Consider the following 20,216-nt stretch of genomic DNA (forward strand, 5'->3'; position numbering starts at 1 on the left):
TCTATTTTTTGATTAACATCCTAATTTTTCTACTAACTTAACCTTTAATTCTTCTTTATCAAATAAAGCTTCTAAAGCTATTAAGTTTGGTAAATGAGAAGCACTTGATTCTAAATCCATTGCAGTTATAAATATATCTGCTTGATCTGCTGTTGCATCTGCTAAAGAACTATGAGATACTTCATATCCACTTAATCCTAATTCACTTAATATTTCATTTACATTCATTTCTACCATAAAGCTTGATCCTAATCCTGATCCACATACTGCCATTATTCTTTTCATACTATATTACCTCCATAATTTCATCTTCATTATTTGAATTTAATATTTTATTTAATTTGTTTTCATCCATACATATACTTGCAATTTTTTGCATAATATCCAAGTGTGAGCTGCTATCCTTAGCACTTAAAGTTATAAATATTTCTATATCTTTTCCTAGGAAATCTACCGCCTTATTTAACTTAAGTAGGCAAAAGTCATTTTTTAGTGCTCCATCTTCTGGTCTTGCATGAGGCATGGCTAACTTTGGAGCCATACAGAAATATGGACCAAACTGATCTATCTTATCCATGATTGCATCATAGTAGTTATCAGAAACAGATTCTCTTTCCTTCAATATATCGCAAGATATTTTAATAGCTTCCTCAAAGCTATTTACTTCATCTAATACCTTTACTATCAAGTCTTCTCCCCCTGTCTTTACGAATACTGTCTTACCATTTCCAAAACTTCACTTTCACAAGTTGCACTTAAAATTTTATCTACATTTTCTTTTTTCGATAACATTTTGTTTATTGAAATCAATGCATTTAAGTGTGATTCTTTATCTTTTGGTGCTAATACTATAAGGATTCTTGCTCTATGTCTTTCACTTTCTGAAAAACATACTGTTTCTTTAAAAGTTGTAAGACTTATTCCTAACCTATTTACACCATTTTCTGGTTTAGAATGAGGAAGAGCTACATTTTCTAAAATAATTATGTAAGGCCCTAATGTTTCAATGTTTCTAATCATAGCCTTCACATAAGACTCTTCTATAACCCCTAAGTTAAGTAAACTTTGTGAACTTACCTTAATTGCATCTTTCCAATCTTTTGCTTCTTGATTTAAGCTAATGGTATTTTTATTTAAAAGGTCTGATAATGACACCTTATAAATTTCTGTTTTTTCTTTACTTGAAAGAATTATATTTTCAATTTCTTCTCTTAGTTTATCTTTGTTATTAATAGTTGCGTATCTCTCAACACTATTTAAAATTCTATTTACAATCTTTTGACTTAAATTGAACTTTGATTGAGTACTAGAAATCTGAGATATTAAATTTTGCTTGTCTAGGTTATTTAGTACTGGATTAACCTTTATTACTTTTCCTTTGTCTTTAGAAATATCAACAGTAGTTATTGCAAAGTCATAACTCTTTTCATATTTTTCAAACTCTTTTAATGATAAAATATCGTTTATTTCTATTAAGTCAAATAAACCTTTTATCTGATTTTTTAATAGTTGTGATGTGGCCATACCATGATTACATACTATAACTATTTGAGGTATCTTTATCTCCACACCCATTTTTACTGCATATCCTCCAAAGTACATTGCTATGTAGGATAATTCATCTTCATTGAAGAAGCATCCAAGTATTTCTTCAACATTTTTCACTATTTGTTTAGTGAATTGGTATATTGATTTATAGTTGTTCATAACTTCATATTTAATTTGGTTAACAAAATATACACCATACCTTAGCTTAAATAGTGATGGCATCAAATGATTGAATATATTTTTTGCTAACTCTTCATAATCATCTATAAATATGCAAGATATTTTTTCAAACTCTTTAACCATAATCATTATTTCATTTTTATATATTTTGCTAATTGGCTGCTTAATAAAGAATTGTCTAATATTACTATCTTTAATGAAAAAAGCTTGTATATAAAATACTTCTTCATCTTTAATGTCTTTGCCTAATACACTTTTTATTTCCAAAAGGATATCGTTTGCAAATTCATTACTATTAAGAGCTTTTAAAGTTTCTATTTCTTCTTTATCAAAGCTTATATTTTCAAAGTTTCTATAGCAATATTTATACATCATAGTTAAATACTTAATGCTATATTCAAATTCTTTTGTATTAGCTAAATCCTTATTATACCTAGTAAGATTTTCTTTTACTTTAATGTACTCTTCTACAAAGTCAAGTTCACTAAACAGATAACCATAATTATTATACAAGTTTAAAATTAAATATCTTATGTCTTTAGACTCGCCTTTAATTTCATAGCCATAGTCTGATTCTATTCTAAGCTTATATCTACTAATATGGTCTCTTGATTCTTTTAAGTCATTTAGTATAGTGTTTCGACTTACATCTAACAGATTACATAGTTTTTCGATCGTAAGTTTTTCTTTATTCGTAAGGATAGAAATTATTATTTTTAAATATCTTTCTTTTGGAGAAAGTATGTAATCCTTACTTGCATATTTTAATAACTTACTTGCTTCTTTCTTATCTTGATCTGTTAGGAAATACCCAAGACCTCTTTTATTTTGTAGCTGAACTGAACTTTTTCGTAAATAATCTTCTAGTTTTTGCATGTCATAATAAACTGTTCTCTTTGACATCTTAAACTTTTTTGAAATTTCTTGTATTGTTATACAATCTTTTTCTATTAAAGTTTTTAGTATTTCTTCTAGTCTTTTGTTTATGTACATTTGTTTGCCCTTCTCTAATATTAATATACTTCTTTTTTATATTGCACAAAAGATTAAAATAAGTCAATATTTTTGTGCAATAAATTGTACCCCTATTTAAGATATCAAACATAACTATTTTTAATCGAAGTTCATTTTTTTCATACCTAAATTGTCAATTTAAATCAGACAAATTACTTATGATTCACTAAGAAACTGGAAGTAATCTTTTAAATCCAGTTACTTTTTTCATAACTTCATCTGGTGTTTGATAGTCTAGAGATTTTCTTGGAATAGAATTCCACTTAGAAGCAATATTATTTAACTCTTCTTGAGAACAAACAGATAAATCTGTATATTTAGGTAATTCTTTCCTAATTATCCCATTTGAATTTTCATTTAGACCTCGTTGTCCTGGGGAACCAGGATCTCCAAAGTAAATTTCAACATTAATTAAACTATCATTTTCGATTTCAGACCACTTTGAAAACTCCTTACCTCTGTCAAAAGTAATTGTAGTTACACAATTATTATCTATAGAAGATAGTCATTTACAAGTTGCCTCTTTAACATCCTCGCTTTTTCTACTAGCTTTAAAAAAACAATATATTTTGATTTCTTCTCTACTAATGTTACTATAGCTGATTTATGTTAATATAATTAAAAGACATTTTTGATACTCCTTTTGTTGATCTTAGTCGGTTGACTAAGTGTATCATAAGTGTCTTTTTTTATTTATATATTTATTTGATTTAATTATATAATTCAGGATATAAAAAATGACCTAAAATAGGTCATCTTAAAAACAAAAAAACTGTTCATAAAAAGGTTGCTTTAATTTTATGAACAGTTTCAATTATATTATCAATACTTCAACATATATCTTTAGCTAAGTCAAATCTGTTTGCGAAATCATATGTTTTATTGAACATATATTTCAGTTTAATTATCACTATTTTAAACTATCTAAGAAGACTGATATAAATTCAGCCTGTAACTTTCTAACTTCTTCTGTAAAATGAACATGGTCACAGTATATATCCTCTCCCAAGTTTTTTGTAAAACTATATAAATCTATGGCTTCAATATTCTTATTAATTATTACTTCTTTTGCTATTCTATTGTAAGATTCTAAATCTTTAATATATCTTAAAAATCCACCTTTTCTTGAATTATGAATAACTTCATTAAAAGGTGTTGTAGTAATCCATATTACTTGATTAGACATATCCATTGCTATATCGATTATTTTACTTAAATTTATTTTGTATTCAATTGGTTTTACTTGTTTCTCTAACGAGTTTCTATCAATCCTAATATCATGCATTGCACAATTTATAAGTAAAATATCATATTTAATATTTTTCTTATTTTCTTCAGTAAGATATTCTAAAACCATATTACTATCACCTGCATTGGCTCCTATTGGTCTATCTAAATCGTTTAACGCTTCTTTAATTCCACTTTTTCTATCATAGTTAAATCTATCTTTTATAATTTCTTTTAAATATGGTCCATAATGTATAGATATACTATCACCTATAATAAATATACTTCTGTTTTTACTTTTCATAAGTTACTTCCCCTTTAACTTGAAATTTATAGAAACTCATATTTAAATTGTATCAAAACTTATAGTAAAAAAGTGCCCACTAAAACAGATGTTTTTATGAACACAAAATAGAGTAACAGTTTTCAGTTCTATCACTTTATTTAATTCCCAATATATTAAGATTGTGAACTTACTATATTGAAGTAGTAATAAAAATGAACACTCCTGTTATGCTAAGAGCAATAACTTCTAACTTTTTTCTTCCTAATTTATAAGAATTATATGCTAGTACTAATAATTCTAATGCCATAAACTTAATACAAAAACCTAGCAATTCAAAATTACGAATAACTCCCATTCCAGATAATATCGATATAATAACAACTATGCAACTCATAGATATAACTAAACATTTAATCAGTTTATTATAATACATCTTTTCCCCCTTTTTAATGATTCATAATATATAACAATTGTTAATTAAATTATAGCAGAATTTAGAGTTTGAAAATATGTACACTAAAACAGATGTTTTCATGAATACTTATTTTTATAACCTTTTGTCACTTTTTACTTTTTTTAATATATTAGCATCACTTTAGTACACAAGTTTTCCATAGATTTTGAAGTATCACAATTTCCTTATAATAAAAAAAGCCTTGCCTCCATAAATATAGGAAGCAAGGCTTTAACTATCTATTTTTATACTGCTTTCTTAAAAGTTTCTGTTTCATTTTTACTACAATTTGATTTATTTATTACAAAGTATATTGGTAAACCAATTAAAGCTATTCCTAAACCAAGTAAAGCATTTTGAGTTTGAGTCATTAAAGTATTAACAACAACATACCCACCACCTATTATAGCGATTAAAGGAACAATCGGATATAGAGGTACTTTATAAGGTCTTTCTAAGTTTGGTTCTCTCTTTCTTAAGATTATAACTCCAACAAATGTAAGTATGTAGAATACCCAAACTATAAATATTGGAACATCTGTTAATAATCCAAAGTTTTGAGTTAAAGAATATAACGCTCCTAATACACTCATTACCCATATTGCATTACCCGGTGCCCCAGCTTTATTTATCTTAGAAACAAAAGGTATATTGTTCTCTACTGCAACAGCATATAGAGTTCTTGGCCCTGTAAGTATTAATGCATTTAATGTACCAAATATTGAAATTGCTATACCTGCAGTAATAAATCTTGCACCTGTTGGTCCAAATATTACGTTAGCAACATCTGATGCTGGTGATTCTGATCCAGCTAAAACATCTGCCGGTAATACCCAAAGGTAAGCCATATTTATTGCTACATATATTAAAGTAACAGCTGTTATACCTATAACTATTGCTTTTGGTAAATCTTTTTTAGGATTTTTCATTTCACCAGCTAAGTTACCTGCACTTAACCAACCTTCATAAGCGAATAATGTCCCAAGTAGTGCTGCACCTAATCCTGTTGCTATATTTATATCTGGATTTGTTATTGGGTATAAGCTTGTAGAAGCACTTCCATCACCTTTTACAAATCCTAATATCATTATTAAAAATAATGGTACTAATTTACATAATGTAGATACAGTTTGTATAGCACCACCTGCTTTTGAACCTAAACTGTTAGCAAATGCAAGTAGTACTATTACTCCAATAGCTATCACAGGTACTGCTGAAGCATCAAGTCCTACAAGTGATGCAAAATTACTAGCAAATATAAATCCTAGTGCTGCCATAAGACCAGGATAATATAATATAGATAACATCCACCCTGTTAAAAATCCAATTTTATTTCCATATATTCTTTTTAGGTATATTACCATACCACCCGTTTCAGGTATTGCTGCTGCAAGCTCTGCAGATGTAAGTCCTGCTGCTATTGTTATAAGTCCTGCTAATCCCCACGCTATGATTCCAAGTCCTGGTGCTCCTGTTGCTGCGAATACTGCATTAGCCTTAAAGAATACACCAGATCCTATTACTATACCAATAACTGTTGATAAAGCTGCAAATAATCCGATGCTCTTTTTTAAGTTTTTCTGATTGCTCATGTTGTCCTCCTTTTTGTAATACATTATAATTTTTAGAAAATTCCCTAAATTAATTAAACTTATTGTAATACATCTTTACCCAAAAATAAACAATTTTTTTACATTTTTTTCGACATATATTCTTTATTTATTAAATTAAAATTGAAGAAATCGTTTATTTTAATAACTCAAGCTAAAAAAATAAATTTAATTATTTTAAAATAAAACATAAAAAAATCATAAATGATTCAACTATATTTATATAGTTAACTTTAGATAACTATATAAATAAGCCAAGATAATTTAATATATTAAATCATCTTGGCTTAAAACAACTATCTCAAATATTGAGCTAATTATACTATTTTGTTACCTATTTTCTTGGCATCTGTTGATTCTCATATTCCATATCTGTTTTTACTATCTTTTTATTAGAATTTCCTGGTTTCTTATTATTCATATCCATAATCATATCTAATACTACAGTAGATGTTTCATATATGTTATTTGGATCTATTTTATCTACAGTATCTTCATCTGTATGATAGTATGGGTCCGGCGAGAATTGTATAAATACTGCCGGTATTCCTGCATATTCAAATGGTGCATGATCACTTGAACCTGAGTTATAATGTCCACCATATTCATATCCTAATTCTTTTATACTTGCCTCTGCAATATCAGTCATCTTATGATCTGCATTATTATTTATATTATATGTTACTAGACTCTCTCCAACTCCAACCATGTCAAGATTTATCATACCTGCTATATCTTTAGCCTCTCCTGAGTCTACAAGTTGGGCAACATATTCATCAGAACCTATTAACCCTATTTCTTCTGCTCCAAATGCCACAAATCTTACATTATATTGTAATTTATTTTTAAATTCTGGTTGAGATAATAATTTAGCAACTTCTAATATAGTAGCAGTACCACTTGCATTATCATTTGCTCCTGGACAACTTACACTATCAAAATGTGCTCCTATTACTATAGTTTGAGGGTTTTTAGCATTTTTGTGAGCTGGTATTTCTCCTATTACATTGTAAGAATAACTATCTTTTTTTACTAAAGTATTTACTTCAAGAGAAGCTTCTACAGTTTGTCCCGAATTTATCTTCGATAATAATGCTTCTCCATCTGCTTTACTCATACCAACAGTTGGCCCTTTACTATCAGCTAAAGAACCCAATGTCCCACTTAATGTTCCATTTGTATTGTTATATATAATTACACCTACTGCACCATTAGCATAAGCATTTTTTGCTTTTTCTGCAAAAGATATGCTACCCCTTTGTATAAGTGCTATTTTACCTTCTAAGTTCACTTCCCTACATTCATCTTCAGTTCCTATTCCAGCATAGGCTAATTCTCCTTTTAATTCTCCATTTGTAGGTTGAGAATATGTCATAGTTTTTACAGAAAGATTTGTCCCATCTACAATACAAGCTGACCCTTCATCTATAAATCCATCTATACCATCAATAGTTCTTAACTCTGTGTTAAGACCAAGTTTATTAAACTGACCTAATATATAATCCGCTGCCTCATGCTCCCCTTCAAATCCAGTTACCCTTGCATTATCTTTATTATTTTCTAATAACTCATCCATAGATAATCTTTCTATGTCTTTAATTATTCTATTAACACTTAATTGTCTCTCTAATTTAGACCATAATCCACTTGCATTGGCTCCTGCAAATGCTGGTGTTGTAAATATAATAGGTGCCGCTATTATAGCTGATGCTGCTATTGCATATATTTTTTTATTTTTCATACTCATCCCCCTGATTACTCTTTAAAATTTTCAACCTAATTAAATCTCTTTCCATAAGATATCAGTAATTGCTAAATAATTTTTTATTTAATCACCTCCATTATTAGTTATAAAACCATACATAATGTGGCACTGTAATTTAACTATTTATAACGTATTTGGCGGACTTGTAGTATATATTTCTTAGATAATAAAAAAACTACCTTTTATTTTTAAAGGTAGTTGCGTTATAAATAAACTTAAATATTTTCACAAAAATACTCAAGTTTATAGTGCAACTGGCTGGCTTATATAAATATACTTAGCCCCTTTAGCTTTGCGTCCTCAGATTTCTCTAAGTTTGCCAATTATATCAGGTTTTTATTAATTTAAATAGTATACGAAGTTTTATAATATTTCAACTACATTTTTAAATTTTCTGAAAATTTTTATTTTATATTTTATAATCATAATAAAAACCCCTCCGTCGCAAAAAATGACTAGAGGGGTTTTTTATAAACTATAATGATATTATCATATTCATAAGTTTGTTATTTCTCTTTATAAATTCATCTAACTCTTTAGAGTCTAATTCTTTATTAGAAAGTAATGCTACATCAACTATTTGATTACAAATTAACTCTACCTGCTCTTTCTTACTTTCATCATCTTTTAGCTCAACAATCTTCTTAACAATTGGACTGTTGTTATTTATAACTAATGTCTTTTCTTCTTCAAAAGACATGCCAAAATCCATACCAGCAAATTGAGACTTCATCTCAGCCATTCTTCTAGAGTGTTCTGAAACTAGTATTATAGCTGGTGTATCTTCACTCTTTAAGCTTTCTACTGTATAAGTTTTTATTCTTTCTCCTACAGCATCCTTAAATAAGTTTTCTATAGTTTCTTTTGTTTCACTGCTAGCTTCTTCACCATTTTTTAGAATATCAGATAAATCTGCATCTATTCTATTGAAACTAACACCTTGATTTTTATATTCTGCAAATGAAATAAAGTGATTATCTATTGTAGAATCAAGTATTACAGCATCTAATTCATAATCCTTAAATAATTTTATATATTGAGCTTGCTGCTGTTCATTACTTACATAGAATACTTTATTTTCATGTTTTTCTTTAGCTTTTTCTAAGTATTCATTTAACGTTACATACTCAGAGTTTATAGTTTTAAATAATATACTATCTTTTACCTTATCATAGAATCCTTCATCTTTTAAGCACCCAAACTTGATAAATACTTGTATATCATCCCAGAATTTTTCGTAATTTTCTTTTTCATTTTTGTGTAATGATTTAAGTTTGTCAGCAACTTTCTTAACAATATGCTTAGATATTTTACTTACATCTTTATCATTTTGTAAGAAACTTCTAGATACATTTAGAGGTAAGTCTGGACAATCTATTACACCTTTTAATAGTAATAAAAACTCAGGTATTACTTCTTTTATATTATCAGCAACAAATACTTGGTTGTTGTATAGCTTAACCTTACCTTCTATAAGTTCAAACTCGTTCTTTAATTTAGGGAAGTATAATATACCTTTTAAGTTAAATGGATAATCAACATTTAGATGTATCCAGAATAATGGCTCGTCAAAAGTTCTAAATACTTTTCTATAAAACTCTTTGTATTCTTCATCAGTACAATCCTTAGGTGATTTTAACCATAATGGATGTGTATCGTTTATTGGTTTTGGTTCTACTACTTCCTCTTTGTTTTCATCCTTAACTTCATCTGATTTTTCTTTAATTGTTTCTAAATATATATCTACAGGTAAGAATGAACAATACTTATCTACTATACTTCTTACTGTATATTCTTCTAAAAATTCCTTGCTATCATCTTCTAAGTATAAAGTAATTGTAGTACCTCTAGTGTCTCTAGTGTCACTTTCACTTATTTCATATTCTAGTCCACCTTCACTTACCCATCTTACAGGTTTAGAATCTTCTTTATAAGATAAAGTATCTATTTGAACTTTTTTAGATACCATGAAAGAAGAATAGAATCCTAATCCAAAGTGACCTATTATATCATTTTCTTCATTCATCTTATCCTTGTATTTATTGAAGAAATCTTCTGCACCAGAAAATGCAACTTGATTTATATATTTATTAACTTCATCAGCGCTCATACCTATACCATTATCTTCAAATATAAGCGTACCATTTTCTTTATCTATTTTTACAGTCACTTTATAATCTTGATTTCCTTGCCCCTGTATTTCTCCAAGTGCAATAAGTTTTTTGTGTTTATTAACAGCATCACACCCATTACTTATTAGCTCTCTGATGAAGATATCCTTATCAGAGTATAACCATTTCTTTATTATTGGAAAAATATTCTCCGTATGTATTGATATACTACCTTTTTGATTTAACATAATATCTCCTCCTGTGTTTCTTTTTTCCCTTATATTTATTATTATAATAATTTTGTTAGCAGTGTCAAGTATAGAGTGCTAATAATTATTTTTTTTAATATATAAGTCTTTTTTCTATATACTCCATTTATATATCTTAAGTATTAATAAGGCCAAACCTTGTAATTATTTATTATATTTTTTATAATCTATACATTAGAACCTAAAATATCAAATAAATTTTAACCAGGAGATTAATATAAATATGAAATTTTATATACCAAATATAATAGCAAATTCACCTACAAAGCTTCCTTTTTTAGAAAAAGTAATTCTTTACTATATAATTGATGAAGCCTTTAAATCACAACTTGATAAAAATCAATCTTCAGACTTAGAAATAGATATAAATCAACTTTTAAATAATTTAAACAACACAACAATAGATTTTGAAGATATAAAATCTCAAACAAAATCAGCAATAAATAATTTAGGAAAAATAAAGCTAAGTCTAGTAGACAACGGATTTCACATAAAACTCGCTCCTATAGAAAGTGTTTACATACTAATTAACACCTTATATATAACCCTAAATCCAATAATCATAGATTACCTAGATCAAATTTTCTCAGGTGAATACACGACCTATGACCTACTTAAAGACCCTATATTACATTCTTCAAAAGAATAAAGGAGTATTAAATTTCCAAATTTAACTAAAAATTGTATAATATAAATAATCAAAATATTAAGGGGTTGAGATTAAATGATAAACTACGAAACAAAAGATGGAAAAGTAATAACGCTAAGACTTCCAAATGAATCTGATGCAAAAGAAGTAATAGAATTTTACCAACAAGTTGCCAAAGAAACAACTTATCTTTCATTTGGAGAAGCTGAATATCAAGTAACAGAAGAACAACAAGTAAGTAGTATAAACTCTGCTAATCAATCTGACAACAATACAATGGTATTAGCTACAATTGATTCAAAATTAATAGGAATAGGGACTATATCATCTAATCAAAAGAAAAAAGGAAAGCATGTAGGAATTCTAGGAATAGTAATAGCCAAAGAATATTGTAATATTGGTTTAGGAAAAATAATGATGGACTATCTAATAGATTGGTGTAAAAACAATAATATAACAACAAAAATCAGCTTATCTGTAAGAAAAGATAATCCAAGAGCAATTCATCTTTATGAGAAATGTGGTTTTGTTACTGAAGGAATATTAGTTAACGAAACTCTAATAGATGGAGAGTATTTTGATATTGTAACTATGGGATTAGTTTTATAATAAATAAAAAATTCGCGACCCTTGAGCGACTTCGTCCGTTGCTCAAATTAACTAAAAAAACTATCAGTTTTGAGATTACTATTTTTCTAATATAATTTATATTTTTGTAATCATTCACCACTAAAACAAATACAAATATAATATAGTGTGTACAAATATAAATTATGGAGGCAAGCAAAAATGGACTCAAAGGCTATAGAAAGAGAACATCTATTAATGCTTATTATGGCAGCTGCAATAATATTATTTAATGTAGTTGGATTTATCGTATGCTATTTTGTTTGGAGAGAACTATCAAAAGACTCTAATTATATATATAGAAATGGAAGAAACTTACTAAACTTTCACATTTCTTTTATAATCTATGAATTTTTAGCAGGTCTTTCAATAATTGTTGTTATTGGAGCATTTTTACTCCCAATAGTTAGCATTGCATACTTAGTTCTTACAATAATAGGCATGATAAAATACGGATTAAATGAAGATTATCAGTATCCTTTTATAATTAGATTTATAAAATAGTATTATAGTAAAAATGGCTATCCATAACAACTTATTGTTGTTTAGGATAGCCATTTTCGAGGGCTGTTTATGTTTAATACTTTATAATATCAGTAACAACTTCATATAGCTTCTTTCCTAATGTTTCATGAGCTTCTTTTGAAAGATGCATATAGTCGTAATCACTGCATATCGCATAAGGCGATGGATTAAAATAATAACATCCAAGTGTTTTTGCAGACTTTTCATAAAGAGGTATTAATTCATAAGACTTCTTAGAACAATCTTTACCCATAGTATGGTAACACTCTACTGTTTTTATTTCTTCTCTTATTGGTAGCGGTGATACTACCAATATTTTTGGCTGGTTATTTCTAAAAGCTATATCACAAGATTTAACCTTTTTTATTAATCTCTCTAATCCTAGTGTTATAGCCTGAGCACTAGCCCCAAATCTATCTTTTGTATCATTAGTTCCAAGCATTATTATAATTAAATCAAGAGGTTCATGAGTCATAAGGCACGGAACTATATAATCAAGTCCACTTAAGCCTTCAAATAGTGGATCTCTAAAAACTGTAGTTCTTCCACTTAAACCTTCCTCTATAACATAATGTTCTTCCCCTAAAAGATTTTGTAAAATACCAGTCCATCTCTCATTTCTATTATATCTACCACCATTTTCTGGATTATATCCATGTGTGTTAGAGTCTCCAAAGCATAAAATATTCATTGTCTTCCTACCACCTTTTAAATTTGTAACAAATTACTTTTACCTAAATTTGTTATTTAGCTTATTTCACTTTATAATAACTTGTTTTCTATAATTATTTAATATATCTATTAGTTTATTGATTCATTAATTAAACATAGTTCCTACATATGTTCTATTAGTTCTCGTTCCTGGCTTTATTTCACCATTTATAGAATATACCTTGCTTCCATCAGTAACTAATCCTGCTCCACAAGGTGCATCAAATGGTACTTCACCAATTGTAGTCCACTTATTTTCCTCAGCATTGAATATTAATACCTTCTTATTCCATCTTAACTCTGATGGATCTGCACCAAAGTACTTTTGCTTAAAGGCATATAATTCATCACCTTTTAAAGTGTTCATTTGTTCTACTGCATAATCATATACAGTTTTATCAAATCCACCTATAACTAACATTTCATCTTCATTAAGCTTTACTGAGCTAGCTCCAAGTAAAGATATTTCTTTATTATCTATTTTTACACCTGACACTTTTTCCCATTTATTATCTTCTATATCATACTTGTATCCATCTGTGTAAGCTACTTTATCTCCACCACTAAATACATATAAATCATCGCCTAATATTTGAGCTACAGCTTGATTTCTAGTTTCAGCTCCTGGCATAGCTGCTATTTCTGTAGTCTTACCTGTTTTTATATCAAACTTATACATTTTGTTGCTTGCCTTACCATTTTGCTTTCCAAGACCTACATATATAGAATTTCCTTCTTTTACAGCTATTCCATCGCTAAATGTAAAAGGTAAATCACCTATTAACTTTTCTTTAAGGTTTCCTTTTTTATCAACAGTAAATAAAGTTACGTTGTTTGCTTCTTTACTATCAGTACTTCCACCTATATAATAAACTCCTTCATCTGTAGTTATAGAGCTTCCGTATCCTATTTCATATTTTAATTTTGTATGGTTAACTTGCTTTAGTCTTCCATTATCTTGTTTTAAAACATAAACATCTGGATAAAGTTTTTTAGCTCCTCCTTCTGCTACTGGCTTATCAGGGAAGTTTGCTCCTCCTCCAGCTATTATATAGTCGCCAGACATACCTACAAGTAATCCAGCAGTTCCTATATTTTTATCATAACCAAACTGTGCTTCTAAGTCCCCTGCATGTTCCCAAAGTATTCTTTCTACATCTAAGTTACTTCTCTTGTCTCCATTTACTATATTCGTATACCCTATACTAGTAATCCCCAATAAAAATGATGTAGATATGGCTATTGCCATTGCTTTTGTTCTTTTTCTCATTTTATCCCCCTAAATTTACTAAAATATTTTAATTAAAAGTTCAACTTTAATTAACTAATTTAGAACATGTTTAAATAAGCTATATTTTTGTATAAAGTATACTACTTTAAGTTATATAAAGCCTATTTAAACATTTATAATTTTGGGTCATATCCATTTATATGGAATCTCAATAGTTTAATAAATATCTTGATTTTACCAAGCTTTAGTTTCTTCTATAGTTTTCTTAATATCATTGTATAAGCTTATTAGATTTTCATCTTCACTGCTTACTGGTAAGAATGGAAGTCTAGGCACTCCTATATCTAAACCGTCTAATTTTATTAATGACTTAACACATCCATATAATGAAGCAAAGCCACACATTCTGTATACATAATCTAACATTATAAATTGAAGCTTTTTAGCTTTATCAAATTCATTTCTGCTTATTAAATCTTCAAGCTTTAAGTATAATTCTGGCATACCAGCATAAGTTCCACCTATACCAGCATCAGCACCCATCATTCTTCCTGCTAAGTATTGCTCATCTGGACCAGTGAATACTAGGAAGTCATCTCCTCCTATAGCCTTAAATCTTGCGATATCATGAGCTGGTTCTGAAGAACATTTAACTCCTTTTACTCTATCATTTTCACACATTCTCTTAAGTAACTTATCTGATAAGTTAAATCCTGTTAATTGAGGTATATTGTATATAAAGAATGGTAAATTACTTGCTTTAGTGATCTCAGTCCAATGAGTATATACGCTTTCTTCTCCTAATCTATAATATACACTTGGAACTGCTGATGTAGCATGTGCTCCACATTCTTCAGCATGTTTTGCAAGTTCACAAGAGTGCTTAGTACTTGCACAACCAACATGAACTATTATAGTCATCTTATCTTTTACTTCATCACAAACTGCTTCAACTACCGATTTTCTTTCTTCATTGTCAAGTAAGAAGCCTTCTCCTGTACTTCCACATACATATAAGCTTTTTATTCCTTTATTATATAAATAGTTTACTAACTCTCTAGTTTTTAATAAATCAACTTCTCCATTTCCTTTAAATGGTGTATTAAGAGCTACTGTAATATTTTTAAATCTTTCCATGTTATTCATTTTATTCTCTCCCTTTTAAGTAATAATATTTTGACTATATTTAAGCTTCTCCCTTAGCAGCACTCAAAAATCTTTGTGCTATTTCTAAAGGTCTAGTTATGGCTCCTCCAACAACAACAGCATAAGCTCCTGCATCTAACATTTCTTTAACTTGGTGAGGATAATGTACCTTACCTTCTGCTATTACTGGTATATCTATATCTTTTACAAGTAGTTTTACAAGTTCTAAATTACCTATATTTACTTTCTTACTTTGTTCTGTATATCCATTCATAGTAGTTCCTACTATATCAACACCACACTTATAGGCGTTTATTCCTTCTTCATAAGTTGAAATATCAGCCATAAGCATTATATCTGGATACTTTTCCTTAATTCTTGCTATAAATTCATTTATAGTTTCATCAGTTGGTCTTTTAGAGAATGTACAGTCAAGTGCTACAATATCACTTCCAGCTTCAACTAGCTCATCTACTTCCTTCATTGTAGGAGTTATATATACTTCACTGTTTTCATATTGCTTTTTTATTAACCCTATTACTGGTAGTTCTGTTTCTTCTTTAATATCAATAACATCTCTTACACCACTAGTTCTTATAGCTGGACTTCCTGCCATTTTTGCTGCCCTTGCCATTAAGTACATTATAGATTTTTCTTCTACATATAGAGGCTCATCAGGTAATGCCTGACAAGATATTATTACGTTATCTTTTATTAATTCTAATATTTCTTCTCTATTCATTTGAAACACCTTCTTCCATCTCCATAGCTGCAACATGACATGCCACAAAATGTTCTTTATCTTCTATCATGTATGATTTCATTTCTGGAACTTCTGTTTTACATATTTCCATACAATGTTTACATCTTGGGTGGAAGAAACACCCACTTGGAGGATTCATAGGACTTGGAACATCTCCTTCAAGTACTATTCTATCTTTCTTATGGTTTATATCTGCTACTGGTATTGCAGAAAGTAATGCCTTTGTGTATGGATGTAGTGTATTTTTATATAAAGACTTTGCATCTGCAAGTTCCACTATTTTTCCTAAATACATAACAGCAATTCTATCACTTATATATTCAACAACACTTAAGTCGTGTGTTATAAATATGTAAGTTAAATTATGCTTTTCTTTTAATTCTTTTAATAAATTTAGTACCTGTGCTTGGATCGAAACGTCAAGAGCTGATACTGCTTCATCACATATAACAAGCTCTGGATTTATAGATAAAGCTCTTGCTATACCTATTCTTTGACGTTGACCTCCAGAGAACTCATGAGGATATCTATCCATATATTCTCTTCTCATATTTACTGCTTCAAGTAAATCTCCTATTATCTTTCTTCTTTCCTCTTTAGAATTTACACCAAACTTTTTTAGAGGATCTGATAATGATTGATATATTGTAAATGATGGGTTTAATGAAGAATGTGGATCTTGGAATACTATTTGTATTTTCTTTCTAGCTAAGTCCATCTCTTCTTTTTTAAGCTTAACTAAATCTTTAGGTCCTTCTTCAAAGTTGTATATCATTTCTCCGGCTGTTGCTTTGTATAATTGAAGAATTGTTTTTCCTAAAGTTGTTTTACCACAACCACTTTCTCCAACAAGACCTAAAGTTTCACCTTTATATATCTCTAAGTTAATATCATTAACTGCTTTTACATAAGTTTTATTTTTATTAAACATTCCACCTTTTACTGGGAAATAATTTTTTACACCTTTTAGTGTTAATAATACTTCCTTATCCATTTAAAGCCACCTCCCTGCATTTTAAACATCTTGCCATATGAGTACCACTAAGTATTACTTCATCTGGCATTTGCTCATCACACTCTTTAGAGTAATAATCACATCTTGGAGCAAACTGACATCCAGGTGGTCTATCAAGTGGATCTGGTGTTGAACCTTTTATTGGATTTATTTCTTGGTCTGCACCCTTTCCTAATACTGGTATAGACTTAAGTAATGCTTTAGTATATGGATGGCTAGGTGACTCTAGCACTTCCTTTGCAGTTCCACTTTCTATAATATTTCCCATGTACATTACAGCAACATCATCTGCTAATTCACATACAACACCCATGTCGTGTGTTATTAGCATTATAGCTGTGTTATACTCTCTTTTTAATTTATCCATAAGTTCAAATATTTGAGCTTGGATTGTAACGTCAAGTGCAGTAGTAGGCTCATCTGCTATTAAAACTCTTGGATTACAACTCATAGCCATTGCTATCATCGCTCTTTGTCTCATCCCACCAGAAAACTCATGAGGATATTGATCTATTCTTTTCTCAGCTAAAGGTATTCCCATATCCTTTAATAACTGTAACGCTCTTTCTTTAGCTTCTTTTTTAGATATATTTTCATGACTTCTAATCATCTCAACTATTTGCCATCCTATTGTATAAACAGGATTTAGAGCTGTCATTGGATCTTGGAAGATCATTGCTATATCTTTTCCTCTAAGGTTTCTCATTTCCTTAGAGTTTTTTTCTAACTTATGTATTTCAATATCTTTACCGCTTTCATCATGGTAAATTATTTCGCCTTCTTCTATCCTTGAAAACTTAGGAAGAAGCTGCATTATTGAAGATGCTGTAACACTTTTTCCACAACCACTTTCTCCAACAATACATAGAGTTTTTCCTCTCTTTATTTCCATAGATACTCCATTTAAGGCTTTATTGCATCTATTATTAGCATAAAAATATGTTTTTAAGTTGTTTACTGTAATAATCTTATCCATGAATTTTCCCCCTATTCAACACTTGTTGGATCCGTAGAGTCACGAAGTCCATCTCCTACGAAGTTTATACTCATAACAAATAATGAAATAACAATACCAACAGGTAACCACATCCACCAGTTATTTTGAAGTGTAAATAAATCTTGAGAAGCATTTAAAATATTTCCCCATGTTGCTATTTCAAGAGGTACCCCAAGACCTAAGAAACTTAGTGCTGCTTCTTCTAATATAAACATCGCCGTACTTAATGTTATATTTACTGATACTGGTCCTATTATATTTGGTAACATATGCTTGTAGCATATTATAAAATCACTAAGTCCAAATACCTTAAGAGACTGTACATATTCTTCTTCTCTTATAGATAATATTTGAGATCTGGCCATTCTGAAGACACTTCCCCATCCGCAGATGATAAATATAATTACTATATTAGAAGCACTCTGACCTATTATTGAAACTAACATTAAAACTAATATTAATTGAGGGAATGACATAAATACTTCAGATAATCTAACTAAAAACTTATCTAATAATCCCCCTTTATATCCGCTGTAGCATCCTAGTGTAACACCTATTAAGGCGCAACCCATAGCACTACCAAATCCTATTAATATAGATAATCTTCCACCATATAAAATTCTTGTAAATATATCTCTTCCTATTTTATCTGTTCCTAATAAATGTTCACTTGATGGTGGTTTTAATATATTTTTCATATCAACTTGTAATGGATCATACTTTGTTAAAAGCGGTGCAAATATACAAGCTAATAATATTATCATAAATATTGCAATCCCTGCTACTGTAAGCTTATTGGCAAGCAATTTACTAACTGCTCTATTTTTAGGTTTGCTGAAAGCTTTATTCTCTTCTAATGCCTTTATTCTATCAAACTTTGCATTTAATCTTTTTTTAGGTGATAAACTAATCATACTTAACCTCCCTACTTCTCAAGTTTTACTCTAGGGTCTAGAATAGCTGTTAGTATATCTACAAGTGTAGATGCTATTAAAACCATAGCTACAAACATCAGTGCAATAACCATTACTACGTTATAGTTTGCTGATCTTATTGCTGTATTAAATACATTTCCTACTCCTGGCCACTGGAATATAGATTCTATTACTACTGACCCTGCTATAAGTGTCGGTAATCTAAATCCTATAAGTACTATAACCGGTGTTAATGATACTCTAAATCCATGTACTAAGTTTACTCTCCACTCTGGTAATCCCTTACTTCTAGCTGTTTTTATGTATTCTTTATTCATAGTATTTAACATACTTGTTCTTGCATATCTCATTACCCCTGCAGTCATCGATAGACCAAGTACAGTAGCAGGTAATATTAGGTACTGCATTCTATCCATAAAACTTACAAGGCCTGGGGCTGTTCTACCTCCTGCTGGAAGCCATTTTAGCTCTAGTGCAAATATTAGTATGGTAACCATACCAAAGAAGAATTGAGGTATTGAAACACCTATCATACCTGCAACTGTTAAAACATTATCTTCTATTGTTCCTCTTCTTATAGCACCAACAACACCTAATATACTACCTAGTACAGTAGATATTAATAAAGCTGCTGCTGATAGCTCTAAAGTTGCCGGTAATGTGTCTTTTATAATATCTATAACTGCCACACCACTACTTGCACTATATCCAAAATTCCCTTGTAATAACTGTGCAAGCCACTTAAAATATCTAACAACAAAGCCGTCATTTAAACCATATGCATCTTTTAAAGCAGCTAATTGGTCAGGAGATAATCTAGCTAATGACTCTGGGTCCATTAAGTGAGATATTGTATCTCCTGGAGTTAAATCTAGTAAAAAATAAATAATAAAAGTTATAATAAATAACATTGGAATCATACCAAGTATTTTCTTTAATGTATATTTAAACATTTTCTCACCCCTTAAAATTTAATTCTCTCATTCAGTGACAATCTACTCGGCACCAACATATCTTATAACTCGAAATTTGCGCCCTTGAGTGACTGTCCATGCAAATTAATTTACTTCGCTTTACTCTCTTATATTTAAATCGGGTTGCACAACCTTAAATTATACAACCCGACTTTTAGAAATTTAAATTTCTATTTATT

The 20,216-nt window shown here is 29.3% G+C and carries 20 protein-coding genes and 1 riboswitch; of the genes, 3 read left to right on the forward strand and 17 right to left on the reverse strand.

The annotated features are described in order from the left end of the window. Positions 1-12: 12 nt before the first annotated feature. From ACI48P_RS01155 to htpG, 9 genes are all read right to left on the reverse strand, one after another. Positions 13-285 carry a PTS sugar transporter subunit IIB gene (locus tag ACI48P_RS01155; RefSeq protein WP_475212631.1) on the reverse strand — a complete coding sequence of 91 codons (273 nt, stop codon included), beginning with the start codon at positions 283-285 and terminating at the stop codon, positions 13-15. A 1-nt stretch (position 286) separates the two neighbouring features. Continuing rightward, a complete protein-coding gene (locus tag ACI48P_RS01160; protein WP_475212633.1) occupies positions 287-688 on the reverse strand; it encodes a PTS sugar transporter subunit IIA in 402 nt (133 codons plus the stop codon). A 17-nt stretch (positions 689-705) separates the two neighbouring features. Further along, positions 706-2,721, reverse strand: coding sequence for a BglG family transcription antiterminator (locus ACI48P_RS01165; RefSeq protein WP_475212635.1), 2,016 nt, complete (start codon positions 2,719-2,721; stop codon positions 706-708). 187 nt (positions 2,722-2,908) lie between these two features. Further along, complete coding sequence (locus ACI48P_RS01170; RefSeq protein ID WP_475214112.1) at positions 2,909-3,238, reverse strand: IS30 family transposase; 330 nt, start codon at positions 3,236-3,238, stop codon at positions 2,909-2,911. A 414-nt stretch (positions 3,239-3,652) separates the two neighbouring features. Then, a complete protein-coding gene (locus ACI48P_RS01175) occupies positions 3,653-4,273 on the reverse strand; it encodes an SGNH/GDSL hydrolase family protein (RefSeq protein ID WP_475212637.1) in 621 nt (206 codons plus the stop codon). Positions 4,274-4,445: 172 nt separating this feature from the next. Further along, positions 4,446-4,688 (reverse strand): hypothetical protein, encoded by a 243-nt coding sequence (locus ACI48P_RS01180; protein WP_475212639.1) that lies wholly within the window; start codon positions 4,686-4,688, stop codon positions 4,446-4,448. A gap of 266 nt (positions 4,689-4,954) precedes the next feature. After that, positions 4,955-6,301 (reverse strand): APC family permease, encoded by a 1,347-nt coding sequence (locus ACI48P_RS01185; RefSeq protein ID WP_475212641.1) that lies wholly within the window; start codon positions 6,299-6,301, stop codon positions 4,955-4,957. A 352-nt stretch (positions 6,302-6,653) separates the two neighbouring features. Further along, positions 6,654-8,060 (reverse strand): M20/M25/M40 family metallo-hydrolase, encoded by a 1,407-nt coding sequence (locus ACI48P_RS01190; RefSeq protein WP_475212643.1) that lies wholly within the window; start codon positions 8,058-8,060, stop codon positions 6,654-6,656. Between the two features lie 270 nt (positions 8,061-8,330). Further along, a riboswitch (cyclic di-GMP riboswitch) is annotated at positions 8,331-8,415 on the reverse strand. A 144-nt stretch (positions 8,416-8,559) separates the two neighbouring features. Then, a complete protein-coding gene (gene htpG / locus ACI48P_RS01195) occupies positions 8,560-10,443 on the reverse strand; it encodes a molecular chaperone HtpG (protein WP_475212645.1) in 1,884 nt (627 codons plus the stop codon). 244 nt (positions 10,444-10,687) lie between these two features. Here htpG and ACI48P_RS01200 point away from each other — a divergent pair, with 244 nt between their 5' ends. The 3 genes from ACI48P_RS01200 to ACI48P_RS01210 all read left to right on the forward strand — a co-directional run bounded on the left by ACI48P_RS01200 (position 10,688) and on the right by ACI48P_RS01210 (position 12,244). Further along, positions 10,688-11,113, forward strand: a complete 426-nt coding sequence (locus ACI48P_RS01200; protein ID WP_475212647.1) for a hypothetical protein — start codon at positions 10,688-10,690, stop codon at positions 11,111-11,113. A 75-nt stretch (positions 11,114-11,188) separates the two neighbouring features. Next, the gene (locus ACI48P_RS01205) at positions 11,189-11,722 is read left to right on the forward strand and encodes an N-acetyltransferase family protein (RefSeq protein ID WP_475212649.1); all 534 of its coding nucleotides are present in this window, start codon (positions 11,189-11,191) and stop codon (positions 11,720-11,722) included. 180 nt (positions 11,723-11,902) lie between these two features. Beyond that, positions 11,903-12,244: a DUF4870 domain-containing protein gene (locus ACI48P_RS01210; RefSeq protein ID WP_475212651.1), complete on the forward strand. Its 342-nt coding sequence runs from the start codon at positions 11,903-11,905 to the stop codon at positions 12,242-12,244. A gap of 73 nt (positions 12,245-12,317) precedes the next feature. Here the strand turns inward: ACI48P_RS01210 and ACI48P_RS01215 are convergent, their stop codons facing one another. From ACI48P_RS01215 to ACI48P_RS01250, 8 genes are all read right to left on the reverse strand, one after another. Further along, a complete protein-coding gene (locus ACI48P_RS01215; protein ID WP_475212653.1) occupies positions 12,318-12,956 on the reverse strand; it encodes an SGNH/GDSL hydrolase family protein in 639 nt (212 codons plus the stop codon). A gap of 126 nt (positions 12,957-13,082) precedes the next feature. Next, the gene (locus ACI48P_RS01220; protein ID WP_475212655.1) at positions 13,083-14,246 is read right to left on the reverse strand and encodes a cyclically-permuted mutarotase family protein; all 1,164 of its coding nucleotides are present in this window, start codon (positions 14,244-14,246) and stop codon (positions 13,083-13,085) included. A gap of 195 nt (positions 14,247-14,441) precedes the next feature. After that, positions 14,442-15,353, reverse strand: a complete 912-nt coding sequence (locus ACI48P_RS01225; protein WP_475212657.1) for a dihydrodipicolinate synthase family protein — start codon at positions 15,351-15,353, stop codon at positions 14,442-14,444. 40 nt (positions 15,354-15,393) lie between these two features. After that, positions 15,394-16,095, reverse strand: a complete 702-nt coding sequence (locus ACI48P_RS01230) for an N-acetylmannosamine-6-phosphate 2-epimerase (RefSeq protein WP_475212659.1) — start codon at positions 16,093-16,095, stop codon at positions 15,394-15,396. After that, the gene (locus ACI48P_RS01235; protein WP_475212661.1) at positions 16,088-17,110 is read right to left on the reverse strand and encodes an ABC transporter ATP-binding protein; all 1,023 of its coding nucleotides are present in this window, start codon (positions 17,108-17,110) and stop codon (positions 16,088-16,090) included. The genes ACI48P_RS01230 and ACI48P_RS01235 overlap by 8 nt, the downstream gene beginning before the upstream one ends. After that, positions 17,103-18,107 carry an ABC transporter ATP-binding protein gene (locus ACI48P_RS01240; protein WP_475212662.1) on the reverse strand — a complete coding sequence of 335 codons (1,005 nt, stop codon included), beginning with the start codon at positions 18,105-18,107 and terminating at the stop codon, positions 17,103-17,105. Before ACI48P_RS01240 ends, ACI48P_RS01235 begins: the two co-directional genes overlap by 8 nt. An 11-nt stretch (positions 18,108-18,118) precedes the next feature. Further along, the gene (locus ACI48P_RS01245) at positions 18,119-19,042 is read right to left on the reverse strand and encodes an ABC transporter permease (protein WP_475212663.1); all 924 of its coding nucleotides are present in this window, start codon (positions 19,040-19,042) and stop codon (positions 18,119-18,121) included. A gap of 11 nt (positions 19,043-19,053) precedes the next feature. Further along, the gene (locus ACI48P_RS01250) at positions 19,054-20,016 is read right to left on the reverse strand and encodes an ABC transporter permease (protein ID WP_475212664.1); all 963 of its coding nucleotides are present in this window, start codon (positions 20,014-20,016) and stop codon (positions 19,054-19,056) included. Between the last annotated feature and the right edge of the window lie 200 nt (positions 20,017-20,216).

Source organism: Romboutsia sp. LXY-2 (assembly GCF_056171995.1).

What these genes read in the sequence shown, in the direction of transcription:
- ACI48P_RS01250 (WP_475212664.1), bottom strand. Translation starts at nt 20,016, where the DNA reads ATGTTTAAATATACATTAAAGAAAATACTTGGTATGATTCCAATGTTA.
- ACI48P_RS01245 (WP_475212663.1), bottom strand. Translation starts at nt 19,042, where the DNA reads ATGATTAGTTTATCACCTAAAAAAAGATTAAATGCAAAGTTTGATAGA.
- htpG (WP_475212645.1), bottom strand. Translation starts at nt 10,443, where the DNA reads ATGTTAAATCAAAAAGGTAGTATATCAATACATACGGAGAATATTTTT.
- ACI48P_RS01215 (WP_475212653.1), bottom strand. Translation starts at nt 12,956, where the DNA reads ATGAATATTTTATGCTTTGGAGACTCTAACACACATGGATATAATCCA.
- ACI48P_RS01165 (WP_475212635.1), bottom strand. Translation starts at nt 2,721, where the DNA reads ATGTACATAAACAAAAGACTAGAAGAAATACTAAAAACTTTAATAGAA.
- ACI48P_RS01205 (WP_475212649.1), top strand. Translation starts at nt 11,189, where the DNA reads ATGATAAACTACGAAACAAAAGATGGAAAAGTAATAACGCTAAGACTT.
- ACI48P_RS01240 (WP_475212662.1), bottom strand. Translation starts at nt 18,107, where the DNA reads ATGGATAAGATTATTACAGTAAACAACTTAAAAACATATTTTTATGCT.
- ACI48P_RS01175 (WP_475212637.1), bottom strand. Translation starts at nt 4,273, where the DNA reads ATGAAAAGTAAAAACAGAAGTATATTTATTATAGGTGATAGTATATCT.
- ACI48P_RS01235 (WP_475212661.1), bottom strand. Translation starts at nt 17,110, where the DNA reads ATGGATAAGGAAGTATTATTAACACTAAAAGGTGTAAAAAATTATTTC.
- ACI48P_RS01180 (WP_475212639.1), bottom strand. Translation starts at nt 4,688, where the DNA reads ATGTATTATAATAAACTGATTAAATGTTTAGTTATATCTATGAGTTGC.
- ACI48P_RS01220 (WP_475212655.1), bottom strand. Translation starts at nt 14,246, where the DNA reads ATGAGAAAAAGAACAAAAGCAATGGCAATAGCCATATCTACATCATTT.
- ACI48P_RS01230 (WP_475212659.1), bottom strand. Translation starts at nt 16,095, where the DNA reads ATGAATAGAGAAGAAATATTAGAATTAATAAAAGATAACGTAATAATA.
- ACI48P_RS01225 (WP_475212657.1), bottom strand. Translation starts at nt 15,353, where the DNA reads ATGAATAACATGGAAAGATTTAAAAATATTACAGTAGCTCTTAATACA.
- ACI48P_RS01210 (WP_475212651.1), top strand. Translation starts at nt 11,903, where the DNA reads ATGGACTCAAAGGCTATAGAAAGAGAACATCTATTAATGCTTATTATG.
- ACI48P_RS01155 (WP_475212631.1), bottom strand. Translation starts at nt 285, where the DNA reads ATGAAAAGAATAATGGCAGTATGTGGATCAGGATTAGGATCAAGCTTT.
- ACI48P_RS01190 (WP_475212643.1), bottom strand. Translation starts at nt 8,060, where the DNA reads ATGAAAAATAAAAAAATATATGCAATAGCAGCATCAGCTATAATAGCG.
- ACI48P_RS01185 (WP_475212641.1), bottom strand. Translation starts at nt 6,301, where the DNA reads ATGAGCAATCAGAAAAACTTAAAAAAGAGCATCGGATTATTTGCAGCT.
- ACI48P_RS01200 (WP_475212647.1), top strand. Translation starts at nt 10,688, where the DNA reads ATGAAATTTTATATACCAAATATAATAGCAAATTCACCTACAAAGCTT.